Raw genomic sequence first — 25,972 nt, forward strand, 5'->3', positions numbered from 1 at the left:
ACTCAGCGGTGGTTTCGGGGGATTCGACTGCTTTTGCCTGCACCAGACAATTCAAGGAAAGACACATGCCAAGCATTCTGGGAGTCAATATAACGGCCTCGAATTATGCGGAGGTCGTGAAGAAGTGTACCGAGTGGGCGGCTGCTCGCGAATCGCGAACTGTTGTGTTCGCGGATGCCCACGTTATCATGCAGGCCCATGACAAGCCTGCGTTTCGTGCTGATATGAATGCGGCGGACCTTGCAAACCCAGACGGTATGCCAATTGTCTGGGCGTGTCGTGCATTTGGCGCGCCAGATGCGACTCGGGTTTATGGACCCGATGCGACGCTGGCCTTACTGGCAGCGGCGCAGCAAACCGGTCTGCCTGTCGGGTTCTATGGCGGCAGTGAGTCGGCCCTTGCGAAGCTCCTAATTGAGGTCGAAAGACGGTTTCCCGGAATCAACATTGCCTTCCACATGTCGCCTCCGTTCCGTCCGCTTACGGAGGAGGAGGATGAAGCCGTTGTTCAGAAGATATCTGCTGCGGGCGTTCGCTGGCTTTTTGTCGGCCTTGGCTGCCCCAAGCAGGAGCGGTGGATTATGGCGCACAAGGGTCGGATTCCCGCAGTTCTTCTCGCCGTCGGTGCGGCATTCGACTTTATCGCAGGCACAAAGCCCCAAGCGCCACGGTGGATGATGCGTAACGGCCTTGAGTGGGCTTTCCGTCTTGGATCGGAACCGCGACGACTCGCTGGCCGATACTTCAAAACTATTCCTCGATTCATGGCGCTAATCGGCTACCAATGGTTCACACAAAGGAGCCTGGCAAAGGCGAGCTGAAGCAATATCACCGCTTTGAACTTAGGACTGTATCTCTGCCGCATCGACGATATGTGTGTTTGAGGACGCCGATACTCTCATCCAAGCGATCGCAAGATAGACAAGGTTGCCGATCTGTCCGCCGACCGCTGCCATCACGATACCCAGCGCACCATATCCCCGGACCATTGGGTAGACGAGCGACATGCTCACCAAAGCCGCGACTACGGATGAAACCAAGATCGGCCGCGTGCTCTCGATAGTGCGAAAGAGGAAAGTAAGTTGGCGGATGGGCCACGCAAGCAAAAAGTAAAACATCTGCAAGTTCAACACACCGGCATACACGCGCAACTGATGTCCATAGAAAAAGGAAAGAAAGCGGCCCGATAATAGGGAAGCCGCAGAGAAGACCACGAGAAGAGCTACGAATCCGGCGGCCCCGAAGCGAAATAGAAATCTTGCGGCGCGCTGGAGTCCGCCAAGGCGCATTTCTTCTGCGGCGCGGATGGGGACGATGTTCTCCATCGCCTGAAATGCAATGTTCACAGGTCCAATCACATTTTGTGTGGCGCGCACGCCTCCAGCCGCTTGTGGTCCGGCGACGCTTGCGCCGACCAGCATTGCCCCCTGGTAGACCAGCCACTGCAGTTGATTGGCAATTCCAAGATCGATTGAAAGGCTCCGAATACGTCTCCACGCGTGCCTCGTCTCTATCTGCGTACTGCGAAGCCGCTCGAGGATAGCCCCTATAAAGAACGCAATTCCTGACGTTAGAGCGATAGTCCAGAATGCAGTGCCGATGGTCAACCAATGCGTCGCCCAGAGAAGGCTTAAAACAATCACCTGTCCACCGTAGCTGATCGCATCGTTCCACAACGAGTCCTGCGCTTTTCCGACGGTGAAAAAGTATCGTCGCAGCCAGTCCTGTAGAAGATACAAGCACACCGCTAAAGCGAAAGGTAGGACGAAGTGGGGAGGGACGCCGCTGCGATCAATCGTCATATAGACGACCGTGACGCCGACAGTCAACATAGTCGCTATCGCGCAGAAGATAACTTGCACGCCAAAAACCCCGCGTACGAACTCGCGCCGATCATCGGCGGTAGCGCATAGGGAACCAAGCGTGATCATCGGGGAAGAGATAAAGCTGAGTTGAACGCTGTTGGCGAGAAGAAGGATTACGTAGGCTATCGTGAACTTGCCGAACGCCTCGAGCCCCAACCCACGGACGAGGATAATCCCGGTAAGAAAATTCGATGCACTTACGAGAATTTGATCAGCGATTGTCTGTGCGCTTCTGCCTCGCGCGAATTTGTGCAACTGCAATCCCCGGAGTTCCACGAACTCAAGACCTCCGCTTTCGGTTGACGACGTTGCAGATTGCATACATGGCGTGTGAGGAGAACTCCAAACCTGCGTGTGCGATTTTCATCGCACTGCGTTAACCCGCAGTTTGCTGTCTCGGCTGAAGCGCGCGGGCGGACCATCGCAAGGGTTTGAGCGCAGCGGCAGGACTGCGCGTCAGTTCTCTTATTAGGTCAACGTTGGTAATAATGCAGAGGAAAATCGCGACCTCATAGCCCATCCAGCCAAGAATCCCGGTCGACATAATCGTAGACATCCAGACATGGATGATGAGAACGTAGGTTCCGGCAAATTCGGGATGTAAGTTCCAAGCGGTCCAAGCTCGGAAAGAAGCAACGACCAGGAGCGAGGCCCCAAGTAGGAAGCCAATAATTCCTAATCCTGTCAATACTTCCAGAAATCCGTTGTGAAGCGAACTCATCTCTTCGAGGTACATATTACCAATGTGAGCAATAACCGTCTTTCCACCTACGCCTCCGCCAACCCCTAACAGGGGGTACTTCTCGAATTGGCGCACTGCAGCCGTCCACACAATGGTTCGACCGCTAAGGGTGACGAAGCTCGACGAACTCTGCTGACCCTGAAGCCGAGTTACAACTTCAGTGGAAAACATGATACCCATGACAGCAACGCCCAAGACAGAAAGAATGCCGATCATCTTCGACTTTTTGAAGACTACAAGAAGCACTGAAAGAAGAAGAATGCCTAACGACGTGCGGCTTGCCGATACGCTGAATAAGCACAATGCAAAAATAAGCTGGGGAATTGCGGCCTTGCCGCGGATTCGATGAGCCTGCCATTCGGCAATAACAACGAGTATCAGAGCGCTGGCGACGTACCCCAATCCATTGCCAGAAAGAAAAGGAGCCTGTGCAGTCGTACTGCTGATGAGTCCGGCCCGATGCTGCACAAATGCGTGAAGCCGAAGGCAGAAGCCAATCACCGCCAGCGAACCAAGCAGGGACATCACGAGCAGGGTTATCTGTCGAAGTCCTTCGATGCGGGCGATAGCGTTTTCTCCGCGAGACGCTTCAAAGAAGACCATGCCAGCAAGAAGTAACTCGGCGCTCTTACCGAGTGTTTGCACAGGGATTTCCGACCAGATCGTCGAAACGAAGTAAAGTCCCGCAAATGCGAGGTATCCGAGGCGCAAATCCGTATCGCGCATCGGAGCCACTCGCGGCTTGAACAGCAAGAGAAGAAAAGCGATGACAATGGCAGGGGTACGGATGAGCAGAATCGCTTTCGCGCTACTGTGTCCAGCACCCCCTCCGGAAAGATCTTCCACCTGAAGCATCGCGCCCAGCAGAATGCAGAAAAGCGCGATGCCAGGTAACCCTGTGACGCTAAAGGCCGAGCGCCAGGATTTTATATTCCATGGGAATACTGAGAATGCCATTGTGCTATCCATTGATTTCCCAGCGCCTCAACGCGTGACGTAGATTGCAGCCGAAGTAGTCTGCGCGACCACTCCTGTGGTGGAACTGAGGACAGTCTTCATGCGGCTCACCGGAACATAGACAATGTCTCCAGCCGATAACATTAGGGGAGCTTCCTTTCCGTCCATGATCTTCTTGTAGGAGATGGGAATTTCAACAATCTTGCCGTCGGACTGTTTCTGGACGACACGCAATGCGCCGACCTTCGCTTGAAGTGCTAGCCCCTGCGCGAGGGATATTGCCTGCGCAACATTCAGTTCACCCTGTTCCTGCATAGCGTAACCGCCGGGGCGATTAACTGCACCGAGCACGTAGACAACTCCAGCGCGTTTCACGATGATAGTGTCGCCGGGATGAACCATCACATCGCGAATTTCACTGGCATCGCCCCCCCTGGAATAGTGGTAAGACTTTGTCGGGGGATCTCCGTCGGCGCGCTTGACCTCGATTTCGTTACCGGCAAGCTGGGTTTCTCCGCCGGTCATGCCAATTACTTCGAGCAGGCTATGCGGCGCCAGCAACTCTACCTTGCCTGGGGTCTGCACTTCACCGATCACAGTCGCGGATGTAGTGGCAAACTGCTGTACATCGATACTGATCTGGGGATTCTTCAGAATTCCCTGATCTTTGAATGCCTTCTCTAAAGCCTGTTTAGCTTGAGCAACGGTGTCGCCACCAATATGGACCGGCTTGAGGAACGCGATATTGACATTGCCCTCACTATCGACGCGGGCCGGCCCGGAGAAATCCGGCTCATCGTAAACAAGGACATTCAAGAGAAAGCCAGGACCGAGTTTGAGACTTGCAAAGTCCTCGGGAACACTGACTAGAGAACTAGGGGTAGTCGCAGACGGAGCAATTCTGCCCTCGGGTTGGGTAGGAGCAGTCTGTTGGTTGCCATTGGGCTGGGTTGCCTGCGCGATGGAAGCAGGTTGAGTTCCCAACGCCAGCAGCATTCCAAGCGCCAAAGCACCTAATCCGGTTTTCTCAATGGAGAAGTGCGAGGAAGTCATTGAATTAAGCATCGAGGTAATCTCCATTTCCGTGGTGACCATACGCGTCGAAGTAGTCGATGGAGTTGGTATCAACTCCGTTGAGCACGATGCCGACTGCACGAGAACCGCTCATTTCCAGAACATTGGATAGGCTCTTTAGCACCGTGCGGGTCGTCTGCCGGGCGCGAACGACTGCAATGGTTGCGCCAAACTTCTCGGACAACACACGCGCATCCGTCAGCAACAGGATTGGCGGGCTGTCCGCGATGATCAGGTCGTATTCGCCGGTAAGCGTACTGAGCAACTGATCAAACTCGGTGGATTCGAGTAACTCCGCGGATGCGATAGTCTCTGAACCTGCGGGAAGCAGTGAAAGGGTTGGCAAGGTGCGATGTGCGTAAATGCATGTTGCGGCTTTTGCTTTGCCGATCAGCACGTCGCTTAGTCCCGGAGAGCACGGGCGATCAAAGAAGTCGTGTAGATGGGGCTTGCGCATGTCAGCATCGAGCAAAAGGACGCGCTTACCTGACAACGCAAATGCCACAGCGGTGTTGTAGGCAACGGTTGATTTTCCCTCGCCGAAAAGCGGGCTGGTCACGAGAAGCGTGCGAAGTCGCCCGGACTGCGATGCAACCTGAATTGCGGTGCGAAGGGAACGGAAGGACTCAGCCCCGGCAGATCGCGGGTCGTTAATAAGCGGGCTGCTCTCTAGGTTGCTACCACTCGAAGGCAGGGAGCGCACGCCAGGTGATGTGGGAATATTGCCGAGCATAGGCAGATTTGCACCGCTCTGCAGTTGCAATGCAACTGTCACAGTGTCATCCATATGTTCGCGGACGAACGCGGATGTTACCCCGGTGAATAGCCCCGCGATGAGACCAAGCGCGAGATAGAGCGGCGGATTGGGCCGCTTAGGCGCTGAGGGCGGACGGGCAGGATCTGCAATGCTGATGTTGGTAGCGCGAAGTCCGGCCTGGATGTTCAGTTCTTTCAACTTGCCGTACAGCGAATCGTACAGTTGCCGACTTGCGGTTGCTTCCTGTGTCAAGGACTGGAGTTTCACCGCACTGACATTTAGATTGCCTGCTTGCTTCTGCGCTTGATTGACTGCTGCGCGAAGTCCGTCTTCCCGCTGAGCAGCGAACAGGTATTGCTGACGCGCGCGCTCATTGATTCGTCCAATTTCTTCAGATATCTGCGCATTGACAGTGTCGAGCTGGCTCTTGGTCTCGATAAGATGCTGATTGTTCGGACCATACTTCGTTAGCATGTCATTGTAAGTAACGCGGAGCGCCGCTTGCTGCTGACGGAAGCTGCGAAGAAGTTCCAATCCGGCTCCGCCGACCGCGCTTTCTGCGGCAGCGTTGCTGACACCTGCGTCATTAGCGGCCAGTGATGCCACCGCCTCAGGATCTTTTGTTTGCGTTAGTTTGTAGATCGCTTCTTTGCCGATGCGATCCGTTTCCGCAGCAACGAATTGTTGATTCAGCGAGTCAAGCGAATCGAGAGCTGGAACGTGCGTGGTTCCACCCGAAGCTCCGGTTTCGCCGAGAGCACCCAGCACCATGCCATTCAATCCGCTTTGTTGCTCGAAACTAGCAAGCTTGTCTTGAGAGTTCTGGTAATTGTTTTTGAGCTCATTCAACTGATCAGACAGCCAGCGTTGCGCATCCGAGGTGGCCTCCGAGCGTGCTTCATAGGTCACGTATTCCTGCACTATCGCGTTGGCAATCTGGGCTGCCCGGTTGGGATCGGGATTAAGATACTCCACTGTGATAAGCCGGGTATCAGGAGTGTTCTCGACCTTCAGTTTCTTGGCGAAGATTCCCAGAATGCGATCACGGGTATAGGGGGCCTGCTCGAGGGGTAAGCCACGTTTCATCTCATCTTCGATCCGGGCGTTTGATCCATTTACGTAACCCATGAGCGATGGAGAAAATTTGAAAGGCGGCTCATTGTCGAGATGCAGATCGCGGACCGCAGCAAGCAAAACGTTTGGACTTTGCAGAACGATCATGTGCGTGGCGATGTCGCCTTTTACGGCATCCATTGTCGAGGGCAGAGGATCCGAATTGCCTCGCAGGCTGGTCTCCGCGGCGTCGGTCTTCTGCACCTCGATCGTGGCGACGCCCAGATATTGGCGGCTCATAAGGGCGCAGACGACCAGCGCCAGAAGAAGTCCGGCCAAACCTGCTCCCCAAATTGATTTCTTTCGCTTTCGGATGACGCTCCAGATTCCCTTGAGCGACTCCCCCTCGCCAAATCGGAACGAGAAATCGTCAACCCGCCTGGTCTCGGGGTGCTGTGGCAGGTATGGGGTGATCATGCCCTTAGTTGGATCGTTGGACAATGACATTGGCTGGGTGCCTCCTTTACTTGCTTCATCATCTTTTGATGACGAATTGTTCGTGGATACATCTACAACTAAAGTTCGCTAGGCCGCTTTTGGGGTTCGGCTTAACAATCAAGTTCCTGCGGGCACTGCCCGTGATTGGACCAGTTCGCGGGACTTCAAAACCGACCGATAGACATTGAGCAGAGTCGAAAAGTTTTTGTCGCCCGTGTAGTTGGACTGAAAACAACCACGTGCATTGCCGCGCATTGAGCAAAGAGAATTGTGCTGGAGCAGATCGCGCAAACTGCTCCGCAGAGAAAGCGCATCGCCGGCTGGGAATAGGGCGCCTGTCTCTCCATCGACGATCATTTCTGGATAGCAACCAATCCTGGATGCAATGATGGGTGTCCCAACTGCAAGGGACTCAATCACCACGCGTGGCATCCCTTCGTACCACTGCGAAGGACAAAGGAGAGCAGAAGCGTCAGCCATCAAGCCGATCACTTCGTCGCTACTCCGCGCACCGAGCCACTCAACATTTGGCATTGTTGAGACGGCGGCCCGCACTTCGTTTTCAAGGGGTCCAGTGCCGGCAATCTTCAGTTTCGGCAGATCCTGCCCGTGTTTCCAGCATTCCAGCAATACGCGTATACCTTTTTCCTCCGTGAGCCTTCCAGCGAAGAGAAAATAGCCGCCGCGGCCAGCGCCCGGACCCGGATCCGGATCAATGAAATTTGGCTTGACGACGACTTTGTCGGCGGGGAGTCCACCTTCGAGAAGCTTATGACGGGCGAACTCTGTGAGAGCAACAAATCGATTGATTGATCGGCTCCAGGTACCGATGGACCAATGAGTCAACATTCCAGCAGTTGCTACTGCGCTTCCGACGGTGCTGCCGCGATAGCAGGAATGGAGGATGCCGGGAGTGCGAAACGTGGTTCCGATACAGTCCTCGCACACGTTGCCGTCCCGGAAAAGAGTCGCATTTACGCACAGCAACCGATAATTGTGCAACGTATGAACAACCGGAACATTCTCGCGTGAGCAAATGTTGAAGAGTGAAGGCGATAAAGTTGGAAACCAGTTGTGAACATGTACAACATCAGGCCGAAACTCGAAAAGACTATTTTTGAATCGAGATTGCGCCGCGGTTGGAAGGCCAAACTGACCCAGCGACACCTGGATTTTCGTCACTAGGCCCTGAATCGCATCGTTGTCAGCGTCAAACCGTTGAACTTCAATTCCGTTTGCAGCCAACAGGCGTACTTCTGCGTCCACTACGGCGTCTTCACCGCCCCGCTGCTGATATCGATTGTGGACCATCAAAACTTTCATTAGTTCCTCAGCGTCTTTGCGTTACCCCCCGGCCGCGAAAGACATCCTGGGTCTTAGCGAATCTGATTAACGGTTCATTCGGCCCGCTGATACGGACGAAGGAAATCCTGAGCTTGAAGTAACGCCTACATCAGATTCCTTTTGCTGCATAGACCAGAGTGTGGAGAAGGATAGCCACATCCATCAGCACAGTCCGATTCTGGATGTAGTAAAGGTCATACTCAATCGATTGATGAATTGCGAATTGACGATCGGCACTCAATTGCCAAAGCCCCGTTATACCTTGTGGTACCGTAAGGCGCGCAGCTTCCCAAGGACCATACTCTTCGGTAATAAAGGGCATCTCCGGCCGCGGTCCAACCAAGGTCATCTCACCTCTCAAGACGTTAATCAACTGAGGAATCTCATCAAGGCTGGTTTTACGTAAGAGGCGACCCACCCGGGTTATGCGGGAATCGGTTTGTTCGTTAGGCGATCGGGCATACTTCGGGGCATCCACCTTCATGCTGCGAAATTTAAGAATTTCAAAAGGCTTTCCATCTTTGCCGACACGCGTCTGGCGGAAGAAGATCGGACCCTTTGATTCAGCACGAATGGCTATGGCGAGCAATGCCCAGATTGGAGCGCTCAAGAAAATGAGAAGTGCAGAACATGCAATGTCGATGAGTCGCTTTATCGCGCTGTAGAAACGACCTGCATCGTTTGGTTCTGTAGTTGCAACGAATAGGCCGTCCATTTCCCAAACGCGTGTAGGGCACTTGTTAGCCAATATTTCCTGATCGTCCACCAGGGAGAGCGTGCAGTTCGCGGCTTGAGCAATTTCCCGCACGGTCTTCAGGCCGTGGTCAGATATGCTGGAGTCGCAGACGTAAATGTCCTTGATGTTGAGCCGGGTGAGCATATCAACGCTTAGAGGCTCATGAAAGATAGGTCGAGAGTCGCGTTGGAAGTAGTCATAGCTGTAGATCGCTTCACTATGCTCACTCTCGCTGCCAATGAATCCCACTGGGTCAATGCCGAGCATCGGCGAATGAAGCGCTCCAGTGAAGAAGCGGCGTGCTGTCCGGCGAGACCCGTAGATAAGCGAGCGTCGGCGAGGAAGAGAAGTCGCGATGCGTTGCCTGACTGCCTCAAGTACCCACACCCGGCCAATGGCGAGAAATGCAGTGCCGATTATCCATCCGCCGAGCATAGCCATGCGCGGTACAGGGTATCGTGCGACAATGCACACCACGAGGCTTATCATGATGGCTTTGATCGATACGCGTAAGACAGTCTCGGTCTCCTTGACGTGAAGAAGGCTGCAAACGCGCGGATAAGCATTGTCGCTCTGTAGAAGGCAAAGCACCAGAACTGTGTAAATGATCGAGCCTAGAATGAGCGACTGAGTACTGAGTTCAAAGGAGTGCGTGCGCTGGAAAAGATGACCGATGGTTCCGCCGATCAATGTGCCCACGAGAAGAAGCAGGAAATCCGCCGTCACCCGGACTAAGGGAACTGACAGCTCGGACGGAGACCAGTCCTTGCGAGTTCCAGTCTGAATCGCGATTGAAATTGGAGTTGGATCACTCCGGTTATTTCCTTCAGGCTGAAACGGGATCGCATTCGTATTCATCCACAACGCCTCGATCTCATAGATGGGGAGATGCACTGCATCAACGCTGGTATAAAGAAGAAGAAAAGGGGCCCACTACAAACCAAAGCGCAGATGCTGCATGTCCGTTCAGGGTAAAGCTCAATGCATACATTCCTATTTGTGTGCTGGACGATCTTGATGGTCGTCTTCCGGGGAACGAGCGATTCAAAAGCAAACAGCGTGATGGCACATTGCTGAGAGCAAGGATCAAAACAGATTATTGATGCAGAGCTCCTTCCTGTTTGCAGGAGGGGAATAATTGATTTGATGCGAACAACCCGCAAGGGTTTGATATGCACATGAAGAAAATTACAGTGTCGTGAATTTGGTTCGTCAAACCAAAAAATTGGCATAAAATGCGGCTCCGAGGCATGCTCGGCAATGAACATCCTGTGTTGCGATGCATGAATCTCACTACTGTGGCCAATAAATTGCACACACGATTTCAAATGACGAGACGAGGGCGGGAAAGAATGACTTTGTTCCACTGGGTATGGCGTAGTAAACCGATCTTGGCAGGTCTGTGCCTGTTTGTTCAGGCGAGCGGATTGGGAGGCCTTTCCGCCAACAAATCTGAGGAATCGAGCCTGCGTCCCCTGCAGTTCACAATCGACTTCGTGGGTATGCACACGCTGTCGCCCACGCGACACTGGCCGGATATCAAGTTCGGGAGCATTCGGCCCGCCGGCACCTCTTGGGGAGCATTGGAACCGGCGAAAGGACAATTCGACTGGCATTCATTGGATACCTGGGTTGCGCAATCTCAGATTCATCACGTGCAACTAGATTATGTCTTTGTTAACACTCCTCAGTGGGCCAGCACACGCCCGAACGAGACCTGCATAGGAAAGAAGCTTGGCTGCGCGGCTCCGCCTAATCTGGATGACTTGACTGCATTTGTGACTGCCCTGGTAACTCGATACCGGGGAAAGATCTCAAGCTATGAACTATGGAATGAACCGAATGCATCTGGATTCTGGACCGGATCTCCTCAGCAGATGGTAGAACTCGCGGCGCATATCTACCCCCTCATCAAGTCGATTGACCCTTCTGCCACCGTCACAACACCTGCAGTATCCTCCACCGGGTGGCCGCTCTCTCACGAGGTCTGGCTTGATCAATATCTTGCCGCGGGCGGTGGCAGATTTGCAGACGCGATCGCTTGGCACGGCTATGCGGGGCGAAACGATCGGCCGTCGTTGCCCCCGGAGGAACTGGCAGAACAAATCCTGGCGCTTCGCAAAGTTCTCGCGAAGCACAGTCTGGCCCGGATGCCAATCTGGAATACAGAGGGAGGTTGGGGAAAAGATGCGCAACTTCCAGACCAGAACGCACAGGCGGCGTTTATTGCCAAGTGGTACTTGATCAACTTCACCAGTGGAATTGCTCGCGCCTATTGGTATCAATGGGACAATTCCGACTGGGGTACGCTTTGGCGCGATGGAAGTGGGATAACTCCAGCCGGAAAAGCGGCCCAACAGGTCATTTCCTGGCTCGAAGGCACGTCTGCAGCAACACCGTGCCGCCCTTTAGCCGGCTCACAGGTGTGGGAATGCGATCTGCAAAAGGGCGCCAAACTCTATCGTGTGGTGTGGAGTTCGTCCGGTGAATCGACCTTCAGCAATGTCGCAAGCATTGTTTCTATAACGACACTAGATGGTTCGCGAATCGCCGCCGATCATCGGCCAATTACCGTCACTTCAGAGCCGATGTTGCTGGAGTATTCAGAAACCAAATAAAGAGGGAGTTTGCGGCTGGCCAAGAGCCGCAAACTCCATTGTCGTGCTGGTTTCGAAAAAGACTTACTTGAAAGAGACAGCCTGAACTGAATACGGAGGCACTTCGATCGTCGCCGTGCGACTGGTGCCCTGTGACGAGAAGGAGATGGGTGTCGAGTTGATCTGAGAACCGTTTTGAATCTGGTACAGGGTGCCCTGTGCGTCACTGAATCCAGGATTGGCGAATGTCACCGTGATCTGCGGATAGGAGGTTGCTGTGGGGTTAGTGATGACGATCGAGTCCTCTGTTGATGTATAGAAAGCGGTGGTCGCGAGACCCCCTCCTCCGGTTGGACTCGAAATGCTTTTCGCCATGTAACCGCCAGCAGACAAGCCGAGATAGCTTGATCCTCCGAATAGCTGATATGCGTAATACTGGGGGTAGGGAACTGGCGTTGCCCCAGCGGAATAGAGGCAATCCATATTGGGGTCCTGCACGCCGATCAGGCAAAAGTAAGGATAGGCGCTGCCCGCAAAATAATAGAGCTTATTGGGTACATGCGCGCTACCGTTGTACACCGAGTCGAGCATATCGGTGACGTATAGAGAATTCCAAACTGGTGCGTAGGTATTATCGCTCCGGCAGCAGTCTTTGAAGAATGCCCAGTTGGAGTTAAATTCCGTGACATAAATCGGAGTGCTGGCACCACCGGGCTGCTTGCCAAGCGCGACCTGAGCCAGGGTCTTGTTGTAGTTGGCGACGGCTCCTACACTTGGGTCTTGAGTCATTTCGTACAGGGATGGGACGCCGGTGTATTGATCCCATTTTGCTTCCAGCTGGGATTGGCCGAAGAAGTACTGGTGGTAACTGACGAAGTCCACATACGGCGCTGTAGATGTATTGGAGAGCAGCGTGGAAATCCAGACTTGGGAATACCCAGAAATCACAGGACCGCCGATGCGGATGGTCGCTCCATCCTCTGCAGCCTGCGTCTTCATTGCCGGAGCCGCCGCTGCATAGATGTTCATGTAGGTATTCATCTGGTTGAGGGTCGTACACATTCCGGTGGCATTGGGCTCGTTCCAAATCTCATAATCCTGCACAACGTTTGGGAATTTGCTGTCGAAGTGAGCGACATAAGCGGCTGCGATCTGGGCCCACTCGCTGATGTTGGTTGGGGCAGCGTAGACGCTATTCGCACAGCGTCCAGATGTTGGCTGGAGCCACGATGGAGATTGGTTGAGTTGGATAAGCGCGTGCTGTCCTGCAGACTGAATTGCCTCGATCATGGGATCTATCTTGGTCCAGTCTGGCGTCTGCGTGGCGTAAACGGTCGAAATCAACGCGGAGATTCGTGCTTCGCTCAGACCACCCTGCGTAAGGAGTTCGCGGTCTGAAGTTCCGCGGAGCGACTCGCCGCGTCCGTACCCAAACATGCCAGACGGGACAACCGCAGTCGTGTTGGCTCGAGAATTGAAATCTGCTGTGATGCTGGTAAATGCCGTTACAACAGCCCCGCTGCTCTTGTTCAAAGTCGAGTCAGTGACTCTGATGGTGTGTTTGCCGGGAGTTGGCGGCGCGGTGTAGACGCCATTATTCGTAATGGTTCCTACGGTCGAATTGCCGCCCGCAATATTGTCTACTGTGTAGCTCACATTGGGGCCGGAGTCTGGAACAAGGCATTGCTGTGCTTGAAAGGTTTGCTGGCCTCCTGTTGGGATCGACGCGACGAAGGGATAAATCTCAAACGTCGGCGATGAATTGACTGAAATTGCGGAAGATCCGGAGACGCTGTTCGACGCCTGACTCACTGCCTTCACGATATGAGAGCCGACATAGGGCGGGGCGGTATAGAGACCATTCGCAGTTATTGTTCCAACTGTTGAGTTGCCACCGGCAACGTTATCCACTAGCCAGTTAACGCCAGTATTGCTTTCGCTGGTAACGATCGCAGCAAATTGCTCCGTCGCGGAGGGCTGTACGCAAGGTGCTGAGGGCGTGACCGCAACCGACGCACCCGGGGTGCCGGAGATACCGGTTCCTTGAAGAGGAATCATGATCGCTGTGGCGTCAGCGCTCTCGGAGATTGTGAGGTTGGTTGTGCGTTTGCCTATCGCCTGGGGATCGAACTCCACTTCGATGGTGCAGCTTGCTCCTGCAGCGAGAGTTCCGCCGCCCGCGCCATTCCCGCAATTCGTGGTGTAAGGATAATCAGCCGTTGAAATGATGGAGTTGAACGTCAGAGAAGTTGACCCGATGTTCTTGATCGTGACGGGCTGCGGAGTGCTGGGCGTAGAAACGATTTGGTTGTAGAAATAGATTCCGCCGGTTGGAGGCGTATAGCTGACCGTGGACTTCACCCCATTACCCGTCAGCGAGATCACCTGAGGAGAATTCCCCGCGCTATCGGTAATTGTCAGACTCGAAGAGTAGTACTTCACCGCCGTCGGGCTAAACTTCACGGCGACCGTGCAAGTCGTATTCGGAGCGACGGTTGATCCGCAATTATTCGTTTCGGCATACGGAGCAGCCACCTGTATGCTGGCGATCGTCAGCGTCGAGGTCTGATTGTTATTAATCGTGACCGTGAGAGGCGCGCTAGTAGTCCCCATTGTGGTGTTGGGAAATGCAAGCAGCCGGGGGGAAACACTGATGTTTTGTGCTCTCGAGATCAAGCTCAGTGAACACAGAATCGTGATACACATCGAGCAATAGAAGCAGCGCATATTCCGCATGAAGCACTCCATGGTCAATTTTTTACCCATTCAGGTAGTGGGGGTAGGGGATGAACCCAAAATGAGCAACATCGCTGCCAACCTGGTCGCATAGGATCTCATGGCAATTGTTTGCTCCTTTTTCGATGCCCTTTCCGTCTAAAAAAGTTGGCTTGAGAAGGCCGCTTTTACATGACCAAATGGTTGTAGGCTCGCACCGGATATGCAGCTATCTATTTTGGGTTTTCCCGCATCTCACTTTTAAGCATCCCCGGTTTTTCACGTTCAATTCATTGCAGTTAAAAACCTGAGGTATTTCGGAAAGGCCGATCTACGAATATGAAAGTCCATCGGATCGCTTCACTGTCACCTTTGCTGGTTCTATTAGCAGTTTTTACCGGGTGCGGAGGTTTCAAGGGCGTAGTTACACCCACGCTCACTTCAATCTCCCCCGCGACTGTTGCGGCAGGCAGCCAAGGCTTCACGCTCACCGCAACGGGAACCAATTTCGTCAGTGGAACTCAGATCCTATGGAATGGCGTGGCGCAGTCAACAAAGGTGGTTTCAAATACGCAACTCACCACCGGCGTTACCGCTGCGCAAATCGCCTCGGCGGGCAGCGCAACCATCCGTGTCATCAAGCCGGATACGACGACTTCCGACGCCATGACTCTGACGATCACGGGAAGTTCTTCGCAGACGTTTAGTCTCACGTCGATCAATCCATATACTGTCGCAGCTGGAAGCGCGGCTTTCACCTTGACTGCGACTGGCGTAGGTTTTGCGAGTGGGGACTCGATCACTTGGAACGGCACGGCTATCGCGACATCCGTTGACTCTTCAACGCAACTGCATGCCACAGTGCCAGCGGCAAATGTTGTGACAGCAGGTACGATCCTGATTGCTGTGCAGGATGCCAGCAACAATAAGACCAATCAGCTTCCATTCATCGTCACCGGCGGTGCAGCCGGTACGCCGCCGACTTTGACATCACTCAGTCCGAATACTTCATTCAACAACGTCGCATCTGTCGCGCTCACGGCAAATGGCACCGGTTTCCTGAGCAACAGCGTAATTGTGTGGGCCGGAACCGCTATGCCGACTACTTTCGTATCGGCCACCCAGTTGACGACGACGATTCCAGCGGCGTTCCTCACAACCGTTGGTACCGAGAATGTATTTGTTCTCAACCCCGATAGTACTGTTTCGAATACGCTGCCGTTTACCATCACCGTAAATCCAGCGACCACGCCGACTTTGACGAGCATAAGTCCGACGAAGAGTGCGGTTGGCGATCCTGGTTTCACTCTTACATTGAATGGCACAAACTTCGCGACCGGTTGCGTGGCGTATTTCGGCGCCACTGCTCTACCCACGACTGTAGTGAGCAGTACGCAGCTTACGGCACAAGTGCCGGCCTCAGCTCTTACCGCAGTAGCAGAAATTCCGGTGACGGCGAAAAACGCACAATCAAATCCGTCTAATCCGATTCCATACCTGGTAGGCATGAATATCTTCTTCGGTGAGGTGAATGACCTCGTGTGGGATTCGGCGCGAAACATCATGTATATTTCGCAGCCGAGCACTTCAACCAAGAATCCAAACACGGTCGTTGCTATTGATCCAGTGTCGCTGGCGATTCAGTGGACGTATTCGCCCGGAAGTGGAAGCGAACCGGATCATCTCGCCTTATCTGCCGACAAGAAGTACCTTTACGTTGGACTTGATGGAAAAGGGACAGTTGAGCGCCTGATTCTCGGCAATCAGCAGGGCGTTCCGGACATAAGCATTCCGTTAGGCTCGGACCCGAATCTTGGCGCGTACTATGCGATGGATGTCGAGGTTGATCCTGTGCAGTCTACGACTATCGCAGTCGCTCGTGGGGTACTTCCGAGTGTCTCGATCGTACAAGCCGCAGGCGGGGTAGCGATCTACGACAATGCCACACAACGGCCCTCTGTGATCAGTCCCACAACTCAAGCCGGCAACGTGCTGCTCGACACAATTCAATGGAGTAATGATGGCACTGCCGTTTATGCAGCGAACAATGAAAACTTTGAAGCCGACTTTTATCAGCTCTCTGTGTCTGCCAATGGCGTGAGCCTGGTCAGCGACCATCAGAACTTTTTCCCGGTGCCGAACTTGCGGGTTCATCTCGATTCAACCACTCAGCTTCTATATGGAGACGACGGGCTTGTTGTGAATCCTTCGACCGCGGCTCAATCCGGGAACTTTGTTTCCTCGGGTGTGATGACTACCGACGCGGCTCTCAATCGAGCATATTTTGTTGGCCAGTCTGCGGCGGACATTCAAACCGTTGCGTATGAAGTGGAGTCATTCAATCTCACGAGCTTCAGCGCAGCCGCCCAACTTCCTCTTTACCAGGTGAATGGACTGCCGCAACATATTGTGCGTTGGGGCTCGAACGGATTGGCTTTCGTCACGAAGAGGGTTACGAATTGCGTCGTTTCGCCATGCAATATTCAAGACGGTAGGATGTACGTGATTTTTGGGCCATTTGTCACGCAGTAGGTTAAGGCAGCGTAGGCAGGCGAAAACCGAGACACGAAACGACAAGCATGACCTTGTCGCCTGCCGCCATCAACGAAATCTTTCAGGAGTAAGGCGTGATTCAAAAACTGCTGGTCCTTGGTGTTCTTCTACTACCCGGAGTATGTTGTTTCGGGCAGGTTGAGGACAGCGCCACTGCCGGGTCCGTGCCATTGTCAGTTGGCGGTTCGTTCAGCTACTTCGATGCGAGCTATGGGTCGATCAAGACGGCTGGTCTGGGCACGTTTATCGATTACTCTCCTCTTCTCGCTGGAAACCTGGGAGTCGAGGGCGAAGGTCGCTGGCTCATGATCGGTGGCGCACATAGCTTCACTGAGTACAACTACCTGGTTGGGCCTCGATACCACTTCTATTACAAGAGCCAGAAGTATCAGCCATTCGCGAAGTTCCTTGTCGGCGCAGGCGAGATCAACTTCCCTTACGACCTAGCGCACGGCGGTTATTTCGTACTGGCACCGGGTGGCGGAATTGATATTTCCCTGAAGGAACATTGGAAGGTTCGCGCAGACTACGAGTTCCAGTTCTGGCCAGGCGCTCCCGGAATTCCAGGCATTCAAACCGGCTCATTTCACCCCAATGGTGTTAGCGTCGGATTCGTTTACAGACTTTTCAGGTCTCGATACCAGTTTCAGCCGCAGTGATACTTGAAGTCTTCCCTTTCAATCAGGAATGCCAAATCTTGCACTCACAGACAACTATCGATGCAGGCGATGAACGCTTCAACCCTGATCAGGTGAAGTCTAACGTTGCTCGCTCGTTGCTGGCGGCGCTCGCGAGGGAGTGCAAATCCTACTGCGTGCTTTCTGGCTACGATCGCTTGCCGGAATCATTCGATACCGACATTGATTTCATGGTGAATGCGGATGATTTCGCGCGAATGCCTAATATCATTGAGCATGTCGCTCACGATACGAGAACGAAACTCTTTCACACCGTGGAGCACGAACTTAGCGCCAGGTCGTATACGCTCGGATTTCAATCGGGAGACAAGCTCGTAATTGTTCAGCCCGATTCCACCGCAGACTATCGGCACTTCGGTCTCCTCTGGCTTCGCGCGCCTGAGGTACTCGCGGCTCGTCGCATCCATCCGCATGGGTTTTGGATACCAGCTCCTGCGCACGAGTTTGCTTATTATTTGATCAAGAAGCTCAACAAGCGCTCTCTTAGCGCGGATCAGGGACTGAAGTTGCATCGGCTCTATCTTCAGGATTCCTCGGGTTGCAATGCAATGATTGCTCGCTTTTGGAAAGAGCCGAATCGAAGCAAGTTGAGCAGCATGGCTGCTACGAACAATTGGATGAGCATGGACGCAGGACTTAACACGTTCCGCGCAGAGCTAAGGCGGAATTCAGGAGACTCCTTGTTGCGCAGAATTGTGTCGAGCCCTGCGCATCTCCTTCATCAGTTTGAGCGTGTTGTGAAGCCGACCGGTGGGTGCATCGCAATCATGGGACCAGACGGTGCAGGGAAGTCCGCCGTAATTGATGCTCTTCGACATCAATTCGATTCGGCCTACAACAAAATCAGGTTGTTCCACCTTCGACCGAAGGCTCTTTGGACAGGGAAGGCAACTACTCAGGCAGTGACAGATCCGCATGGAAAGCCACCGCGGGGGGCGATTATCTCTGTCCTCAAGGCCATTTCCTTGATTGTCGATTACTGGCTGGGATATGCGCTAAAGATTGGGCCTGCCGTAAGGCGCTCACAGCTGATTATATTTGATCGTTACATCTATGATTTATTGGTGGACAGCAAGCGAATTCGATATGGCGGTCCGGCTTGGTTGCTTGAAATTGCAGTCCGCATGGTTCCTCGTCCCGATCTCATCATTCTGCTGGATGCGCCTGCTGATGTGCTGTGGTCACGCAAGCAGGAAGTAGCATTTGATGAGGTCACGCGTCAGCGCGATCGATATCGCAAGGTAGCGGGCAAACTTCCGTTTGCGATTACGGTGAATGCGGCGCAGCCTCTAACAGACGTTATTCGCGACGTAGAAATCGCAATTTTGGAGCATTATGAACGACGCACAGCCGCTCGGCTGCGATTGGCGGGGCCGTTAGTCAGAGCAAATCAAATTTCCATAGAACCGTCCCAACCGAGATGATGACCCAGGCATTGTCTGCTCCCCTTACGGCAGCCAGAGTGGTTGCGGAGGTATTTCGCGAAAGCCGATCAGGCGCAAGCTTCGCTATGTGCGAAGATTGCAGAATTCATGTCATTTCCCAGGGAGGGGAGCCTCGGTGGATAATCGTCGGCTCAACCAGTAAGGCATTACCGGTGTTGAGTAGCTGGGCTCCGTGGAAGACAAGCTCGCGTTTTCGATGGGATGCGGTAAGAATAGCCGCTGCTACGAACCTTCTCTCAAAAGTACCTGGCATCGAAAGCAGCGTGATTCCAATCGATACGTCCTATTGGCGCGCAAATTTGCAGTATTTTCCGAAAAGATGGAGTGCTGTAATCCACGTGGGCAATGCTTCGCACTCGCGAAAGGCAATTCTATTTTTAGTCGAAAATGGTGAACGTGTAATCAGCGCTTCAAAAATTCCCCTCGTACCCACGGCCGTCGCGGCAATATTCAATGAAGCGGATATGCTAAGCCTGCTGAGTCGATTTGACTACCTTCCGCGAGTCCTGTTTCGCGATCCTGAGCGGGGAGTAGCTTCACAATCTTGGCTTGAGGGAAAGCCCGTTTCCCGTGGATTCTTACCGGCGCATCTTGATTTGTTGAAGTCACTGGCGATTGTGGGCAGCACTACGCGAGTTTCTGACTATCGCGAAGACTTGGTTAGGGGCTTGCAGGCATCCGATTTTCCGTTTGACCGCTCGGTGATTGCGCGCGGCACGGACATGCTGGATTGCGATCTGCCAGTGCAAAGCTTCGTAGAGCATCGCGATTTCGCTCCGTGGAATCTCAAGTGGCTGCGAAAAGATATCTTAGGTTTGCTCGATTGGGAATGGGGAGAGCCCTCGGGCCTTCCATGGCAGGATGCGTGTCGCCATTTCTATGTCGATGACGTCCATTTTGGTGGTTCAGGGCAGGTGTGGCAGATCCTTCAGACGAATGAGATTCTCTTGCGGTATCGCCGCGAATTCGATATTCCTCCAGCCGCCCTGCCCGCTCTCACGATGCGGTACCTTCTACGAGAGCTATTGATGGAGTGGGACGGTGCAAACGAGCGTCTGGCCAGATACGCCTTCAACCAAATTCAGGCATTAATTGCAGACACTGCTCGCGTCCGAGGATGACGGTCCAGATTTCTAAAACAACTCGGAGAAACGGCGCTCCACTGATATTGAGGCGGCAGGTCAACCTTGCCTATAAACCACCGAAAATAAGTATGTTGGGCAGTTGAGTGTCGACAGAGATACTCGCTAATAATCTGGCTTGAAGCGAATCAGATGCCGTATGCTTATCCGCAGATTTCTTCAACAATTCATCGGCAGGTCAGCAGGCCATCGGTCAGAGTTGGCTTGTAGGCCAAACAAATTCCATGGGCGGTGTCTGTGAGTGCTCGCAAGTCCGGAATTGTGCGAAAGAATTCTGCCCGAGTCCGACAATTTTTTGTTGCAGGCGCGCGACATGGTTTGTATTATTCACGAAAGGCTTCAAAGCAGGTCCCTAAGCAAGAACTGGTCGTCACTACACGTGCGATCTTACTGGTTGCATTCGCGGGAGGGGTAATCTGGTACCTCTTGTGGAAGCTGGCAACCAGTATATTGGGAAAACTGTGAGCATTGGGAGCTAGCAAACTCTGCACGAATGAACGAATTCGCCAGGAGCTCATTGCCCCAGAGGTAAGAGCCATGTGACTCGTTCAAAGACTGTACGCCTTCAAGATCGGCATCTGGTGCATTCCGCCGATTTTGGTTTAGTTGCTGCAAGAGTCCCTGCATCAAGAGACAGGACCGCGACATGGGTAGTTGAAAAGACCTTCTTCGCGCTAGGAAGCAAGTACGTTTTGTAACACAGGCTTCTCTATGTCTCCGTAGGGATATTTGGTTTATTTTGAGCACCGCAGAGGCTATTGTTGCGCTTTACTACGGCTATTTTTCACTGCTCATACGTGACCAGACATCTCTGCACTAACACTGCAGAATGCAGCTATCCTCGCCCGCATATAGATAGATGCAAGAACTTGCCTCTCGAATCGAGCAAAAGCAAGATTTCTTTCTTTTTCTCTACGCTAAACCCCGCGGAAACCGTGCGATTGAGTCAAGCCGCACTCGCAGAGGTGCATGGAAGCCGGTTTAGCTCTCAATCGTGGCACGTCGCCTCAATAAAGCAGAGCTGCCTCGTTGACGCCTGTTCCGCAGCAGGGAAGCTAACCCGTCCGACAAAATCGGGCAGCCTTCGCATCACCTTTACCAAAACCTCTCCACAACAAACCGATCCGCCAGCAGGGTAACCCGCCACATATTTCACGCAATGGTGCTGTTGCACTTACTAGCCCCTTGCTGCCTGGTTTTGAGCCCGCTTCTCAGCAGGAAAGGATTTTTCTGCATGACCAGTCTGCTCCGAGATCATTTGCCGGACTGTTGTGGCCCGGAATCTATTCACGCTGTCTAACGACAGTTTTGAAGTTCATACCCGCAGAGGCTTTCAGATGCGCTTTTCTAAATCACTCACTATTCTCTCCTTTACGGCTCTGGCCATCGCCGGATCCCGTGCGCATTCCCAGGTAATTGCTAACCAGGTTTCCTCCGGCACGATCTATGTTGATAGTCAGAAGGGTTCGGATGTCGTCGCCAACATCACGACGGCTGGAACTGCGACCGCCCCACTACAAACCATTCAGGCCGCCATCAACGTGGCGAACACGAGAAATCAACAGAAGACAGGGACGACTATCGTTGTAAATCCGGGCGTGTATCGTGAAGCTATCAACATCGGCTCCGTTTCCGGGCAAACCGCCGCGCCACTCGTTATCCAAGCCTCAACTACGGGTTCAAGCGTAATTTCTGGTTCCGATATTCTCACGGGCTGGCAGGCGGTAAGTGGCCATGCCGGCACTTACTGGCATTCATGGACTTATAACTTTGGTGAATGTGCCATTCCTTCCGGTTGGCCAAGTGGCATAGCTCCAATCGTGCGTCGTACCGAGATGGTGTTTGTAAATAGTATTCCGTTGACGCAAGTACTTTCAGAGTCGCAATTGCGTCCCGGAACTTTTTATGTTGACGAAGCGACTAATCAAATACTGATCACTCCTGCAAGTGGGACGAGTGTGTCGAGCGCAACAATTGAAGCCGCAGTGCGCCCGTCGATCTTTACCTTAGCCGGCCGCAGCAACGTGACTGTAAAAGGCATGGTCTTCAAGCATGCCAATTCTTGCATCAACAGGCCAGCTGCCGTCATCGCAGGCGGTTCCAACGTGGTCGTAGACTCGGTCCAGGCGGTGTGGAATAACTGGGGCGGACTTGGAGTATCCGGTGCTTCCGGAGTAACGGTGAAGAATTCGATCGCGAGCCATAATGGTGGTGTAGGCTTCATGGGCGATCAGGATGTCAACACCACTTTCAGCTATAACGAAAGCGACTTCAATAACTGGCGCGGTGCACTTGGAGCACTGTACGACTGGGGCATGGGCGGCACAAAACTCTTCCAGATGCATACCGCTACTGTTCAATACCACTATTCATACGGCAATCAGGCGCAAGGCCTTTGGTTCGACACCGACAACAAAAACATCACGGTGAATAATGCAACCGTAGCCGGCAATACTCTGGCGGCGTTGCAACTCGAGGCGAACGAAGGTCCAATCACCGTAGAGAATAGTCACTTGTGCTCTAGCCGGTCAGGTGTGACGACGTTGAATCAGGCGAAGCTCACAATGAAGTACAACACGTTCTACAACAATGGTGGATTCGGACTATATCCAGGGCAGATATTCATCGCAGGCCGCGCGGGAGGTCACGTAATCTACGACTGGCAAACGGGACAATACTATGATCTACGTACCGCTAACACAGTATTGACCTCGAATAATTTCCAGGCTACGGCATCTGGACAACACGTTTTCGGCACCTATTTGAGCGGATCTGATTGGTCTGATTTTGCCAATTCACTTGTGTCGAGCGGGAATCACTGGTTTGACCCGAGCACCGTTTACTCGTTCATGCTCCCCAGTGGCCATCTCGTGAATTTTTCAGGATGGAAAAGTGCAGTTGGCACAGACTATTCATCCTACTGGTCGAGTGCTGCTGCCGCTTCGGCATGCGCGATCCCATCTCAGTCTTACACTGATTTCGCCGTAAACCTCGATCGAGAAGCCTATTCAATGTCGGCGGGGCACGGAACCATCAACATCAAGGTGGCGAACTATGGCTACGGAACCGTGAATCTCTCGGTTAGCGGACTCCCATCAAACGTAGGCGCGTCGTTCAGCAGTAGCAGCCTTTCCAGCGGAACCCTTACGATGTCGCTCTCGGCCACCAAATATGCTGCGAACAAAACGGTGCCGATCACAATTTGGGGCGTCAGCGGAAGTCGCGTTCATCCGGTAACCGTTAACGTACATATCGTGCCGGCATAACGCGGCACGCAGGAACGGTAGTTCTGACTAATTCAAACTCCCAAGGCAAATTGCCTTGGGAGTTAGTTCCATCGTGTGACGAATGCCTAAACCGCGTCATCGTCAATCGTCTAACTGCAGTAAGTTTGTAAAACTCAAAATGTACTTTTGTACTCTCCGACGCGTGATCAGCATCACTGCTTTTGAGATAAACTCAATTAAACATATCAATAAGATTTTCTAAACCTAGAGACCATCTCGTATCTGAGTTTTGGCGATTTTCTGATACGCCCAGTTTCATTGGGTATTGCTTGACTTCTGTGTATTTGCCTGGTTTCTAGCTGCGCCAGAAGGTGAAGTGCACGTAAGCGCCTCTCTGTTGAGCCAGCTTCATGGTGAGCAATTTCCGGTTCGATTAGCCGGAAAACTAACCGAGATTTGAGCGCTACTGCACTTTTACTTTGAGGATTTGTTCATGAGACTGGCGGCCATCTGTATTTCTTTCTCTCTCATTGTTCTATTCATTGCCGAGCCATCTGCCCGCAGCCAAGCAAATGTAATCGAAAACCAGACTACCGTGCTGTATGTGGATGCGCAGAAGGGCTCTGATTCAAATGTAGGTTCAACTTCTTCCCCTCTCAAGAGCATTCAGGCGGCCGTGAACAAAGCCAACGTAAATAATCAGAATCAAGTCGGCACGAAGATCATCGTGAATGCGGGCGTTTATCGCGAGACAGTGGGCATCAATCCGATTTCGAATCAGACAACGGTTCCCTTGACAATTCAAGCTGCGGTAACTGGTACCGCCATCATTTCTGGCGCCAACGTTTTGAGCAACTGGGCAACTGATTCGACATATTCATCCGCATACACCACGTCGTGGTATCCGACAATGGGAACGTGTCCACTTCCTAGTGGTTGGCCCACGGGCTTTTCCTCCATCGCCATGCATACCGAAATGATTTTTGTGAATAGTGTTCCTCTCACGCAAGTCTTATCGTATTCGCAAATGCGCGCCGGAACGTTCTATATCAACGAGGGCAGCGGATCGCTGCATCTATGGCCTGCTAACGGAACGAACATGCAGACAGCATTAGTGGAAGCCGCGACACGTCAAAAGACAGTAAGTATCGTAGGTCGGACAAATATCGTCTTGCGCGGTCTCACCCTTACGCAGTCGGCAAGTTGCATTAACTCGAGCGGCGCCACCGTCACGTCCGGGTCGAACGTGCTGATTGATTCAGTGCAGGCCAATTGGAATAACTGGGGCGGTCTGGGAATTTTTTCGAGTAACAACGTGACCGTGCAGAACTCAGTCGCAAATTACAACGGCGGCATCGGCTTTATGGGATCCAAGAGCCAGAATATTCTCTTCAGCTTCAACGAAAGCGATTACAACAACTGGCGAGGGGCTCAATCGGCGTACTACGACTGGGGCATGGGCGGAGCGAAGTTCTTCCAGATGCGCAGCATGACCGTTCAAGATCATTTTTCGTACAACAACCAGGCGCAGGGTCTCTGGTTTGATACAGACAACAAAAACATCACAATCAATCGTCCGACGCTGGCTGGTAACACGACAGCGGCCTTGCAGATTGAGCGCAACGAAGGGCCGGTTACGGTTGAGAATGGCCATTTATGCTCCAGCGGTTCGGGTGTAAACCTGTTGACGAGCGAGCAGGTAAGAATTCAAAACAACGTGTTTTACAACAACGGAGCGACAAATAAATATCAGGCGCAGATTTATCTCGCGGGTCAGGCTGGTGGAATTGTCATTACAGATTGGCAGACAAGCCAGAGTTACGATCTGTTCACTAAGGGACTTGTCCTCACAGGAAATACGTTCGTGGATGGCGCCACAGGACAAAATGTATTTGGGACATATCTGAGCGGGTCCGACTGGTCTGATTTTGCCAGTACACTGAACGCAAGCGATAACGTTTGGTACGATCCATTTATTGCTAATTCGTTCAAAGTGGTCAATGGACACCTCGTAAATTTGTCTGGCTGGCAAAACTCGGTGGGAACGGACTACACCTCAACGTGGGCGGCACCGGCTACCTCTCCCGTAGCGGCTTGTGCTCTTCCTGCCGTAAAATATGCGGACTTCGGTGTGGTGATGAATGCGAATACCTATACGATGTCTGCGGGCTCAGCTTTAGCTACTGCAAAGGTGACATCCTTCGGATTCGGAACGGTAAATCTGAGCGTTAGCGGATTGCCGGCAGGCGTTAGCGCGACCATTAATAACGGCTCATTGATCAGCGGGACATCGACAATCACGTTTTCCGCAAGCTCATCGGCGAGCAATCAAACGGTACCGGTCACAGTGTGGGCAGTAAGCGGAAGCAGGGTGCACACCGCTACTTTCAACCTGCACGTTGTGCCACTTTAAGTTGGAGCCTACCCTCAGCGTTACACTCTTTGAGAGCTAGGCATTCGGCACAAAATCGCCAAAGGCCCGTTCTTTTTAAACGTCTGCGGCTCAATCTGCATCTAAAATTGATAGCTGTCAAAACACTTTTCCGACCCGCTTGCGCTCTCTTTCTCT

15 protein-coding genes are annotated in these 25,972 nt (G+C 52.9%); 8 read left to right on the top strand and 7 right to left on the bottom strand.

All coding sequences use genetic code 11. The annotated features are described in order from the left end of the window. The first annotated feature begins 65 nt into the window (after nt 1–65). A complete protein-coding gene (locus P8935_RS14530) occupies nt 66–821 on the top strand; it encodes a WecB/TagA/CpsF family glycosyltransferase (protein WP_348261017.1) in 756 nt (251 codons plus the stop codon). A gap of 21 nt (nt 822–842) precedes the next feature. On the opposite strand, the gene P8935_RS14535 is transcribed toward P8935_RS14530, so the two are convergent. From P8935_RS14535 to P8935_RS14560, 6 genes are all read right to left on the bottom strand, one after another. Then, nucleotides 843–2,141, bottom strand: coding sequence for a hypothetical protein (locus tag P8935_RS14535; RefSeq protein ID WP_348261018.1), 1,299 nt, complete (start codon nt 2,139–2,141; stop codon nt 843–845). Between the two features lie 100 nt (nt 2,142–2,241). Further along, nucleotides 2,242–3,564, bottom strand: coding sequence for an O-antigen ligase family protein (locus tag P8935_RS14540; protein ID WP_348261019.1), 1,323 nt, complete (start codon nt 3,562–3,564; stop codon nt 2,242–2,244). 27 nt (nt 3,565–3,591) lie between these two features. Further along, nucleotides 3,592–4,629 carry a polysaccharide biosynthesis/export family protein gene (locus P8935_RS14545; RefSeq protein WP_348261020.1) on the bottom strand — a complete coding sequence of 346 codons (1,038 nt, stop codon included), beginning with the start codon at nt 4,627–4,629 and terminating at the stop codon, nt 3,592–3,594. Then, complete coding sequence (locus tag P8935_RS14550; RefSeq protein WP_348261021.1) at nt 4,622–6,955, bottom strand: polysaccharide biosynthesis tyrosine autokinase; 2,334 nt, start codon at nt 6,953–6,955, stop codon at nt 4,622–4,624. Before P8935_RS14550 ends, P8935_RS14545 begins: the two co-directional genes overlap by 8 nt. Nucleotides 6,956–7,063: 108 nt before the next feature. Further along, nucleotides 7,064–8,269, bottom strand: coding sequence for a glycosyltransferase family 4 protein (locus tag P8935_RS14555; protein WP_348261022.1), 1,206 nt, complete (start codon nt 8,267–8,269; stop codon nt 7,064–7,066). 130 nt (nt 8,270–8,399) lie between these two features. After that, nucleotides 8,400–9,884, bottom strand: a complete 1,485-nt coding sequence (locus P8935_RS14560) for an exopolysaccharide biosynthesis polyprenyl glycosylphosphotransferase (RefSeq protein ID WP_348261023.1) — start codon at nt 9,882–9,884, stop codon at nt 8,400–8,402. Between the two features lie 494 nt (nt 9,885–10,378). On the opposite strand from P8935_RS14560, the gene P8935_RS14565 reads away from it, so the two are divergent. Next, on the top strand, nt 10,379–11,644 hold the full coding sequence (locus tag P8935_RS14565; RefSeq protein ID WP_348261024.1) for a glycosyl hydrolase: 1,266 nt from the start codon (nt 10,379–10,381) through the stop codon (nt 11,642–11,644). 63 nt (nt 11,645–11,707) lie between these two features. On the opposite strand, the gene P8935_RS14570 is transcribed toward P8935_RS14565, so the two are convergent. Continuing rightward, entirely contained in the window at nt 11,708–14,389 is a 2,682-nt protein-coding gene (locus tag P8935_RS14570) for a choice-of-anchor D domain-containing protein (RefSeq protein ID WP_348261025.1), read from the bottom strand. Nucleotides 14,390–14,677: 288 nt separating this feature from the next. Between P8935_RS14570 and P8935_RS14575 the strand changes: the two genes are divergently transcribed. The 6 genes from P8935_RS14575 (at nt 14,678) to P8935_RS14600 (ending at nt 25,816) form a co-directional block, all read left to right on the top strand. Continuing rightward, nucleotides 14,678–16,870: an IPT/TIG domain-containing protein gene (locus P8935_RS14575; RefSeq protein WP_348261026.1), complete on the top strand. Its 2,193-nt coding sequence runs from the start codon at nt 14,678–14,680 to the stop codon at nt 16,868–16,870. A gap of 95 nt (nt 16,871–16,965) precedes the next feature. After that, nucleotides 16,966–17,550: a hypothetical protein gene (locus P8935_RS14580; RefSeq protein WP_348261027.1), complete on the top strand. Its 585-nt coding sequence runs from the start codon at nt 16,966–16,968 to the stop codon at nt 17,548–17,550. Nucleotides 17,551–17,588: 38 nt separating this feature from the next. Beyond that, a complete protein-coding gene (locus P8935_RS14585; protein ID WP_348261028.1) occupies nt 17,589–19,013 on the top strand; it encodes a hypothetical protein in 1,425 nt (474 codons plus the stop codon). 485 nt (nt 19,014–19,498) lie between these two features. Then, nucleotides 19,499–20,155: a hypothetical protein gene (locus P8935_RS14590; RefSeq protein WP_348261029.1), complete on the top strand. Its 657-nt coding sequence runs from the start codon at nt 19,499–19,501 to the stop codon at nt 20,153–20,155. 1,358 nt (nt 20,156–21,513) lie between these two features. Continuing rightward, nucleotides 21,514–23,442 (top strand): right-handed parallel beta-helix repeat-containing protein, encoded by a 1,929-nt coding sequence (locus tag P8935_RS14595; protein WP_348261030.1) that lies wholly within the window; start codon nt 21,514–21,516, stop codon nt 23,440–23,442. Between the two features lie 454 nt (nt 23,443–23,896). Next, nucleotides 23,897–25,816, top strand: coding sequence for a right-handed parallel beta-helix repeat-containing protein (locus tag P8935_RS14600; RefSeq protein ID WP_348261031.1), 1,920 nt, complete (start codon nt 23,897–23,899; stop codon nt 25,814–25,816). Nucleotides 25,817–25,972 lie beyond the last annotated feature (156 nt).

The organism is Telmatobacter sp. DSM 110680 (genome assembly GCF_039994875.1).
In the GTDB taxonomy this organism is placed as follows: domain Bacteria; phylum Acidobacteriota; class Terriglobia; order Terriglobales; family Acidobacteriaceae; genus Telmatobacter.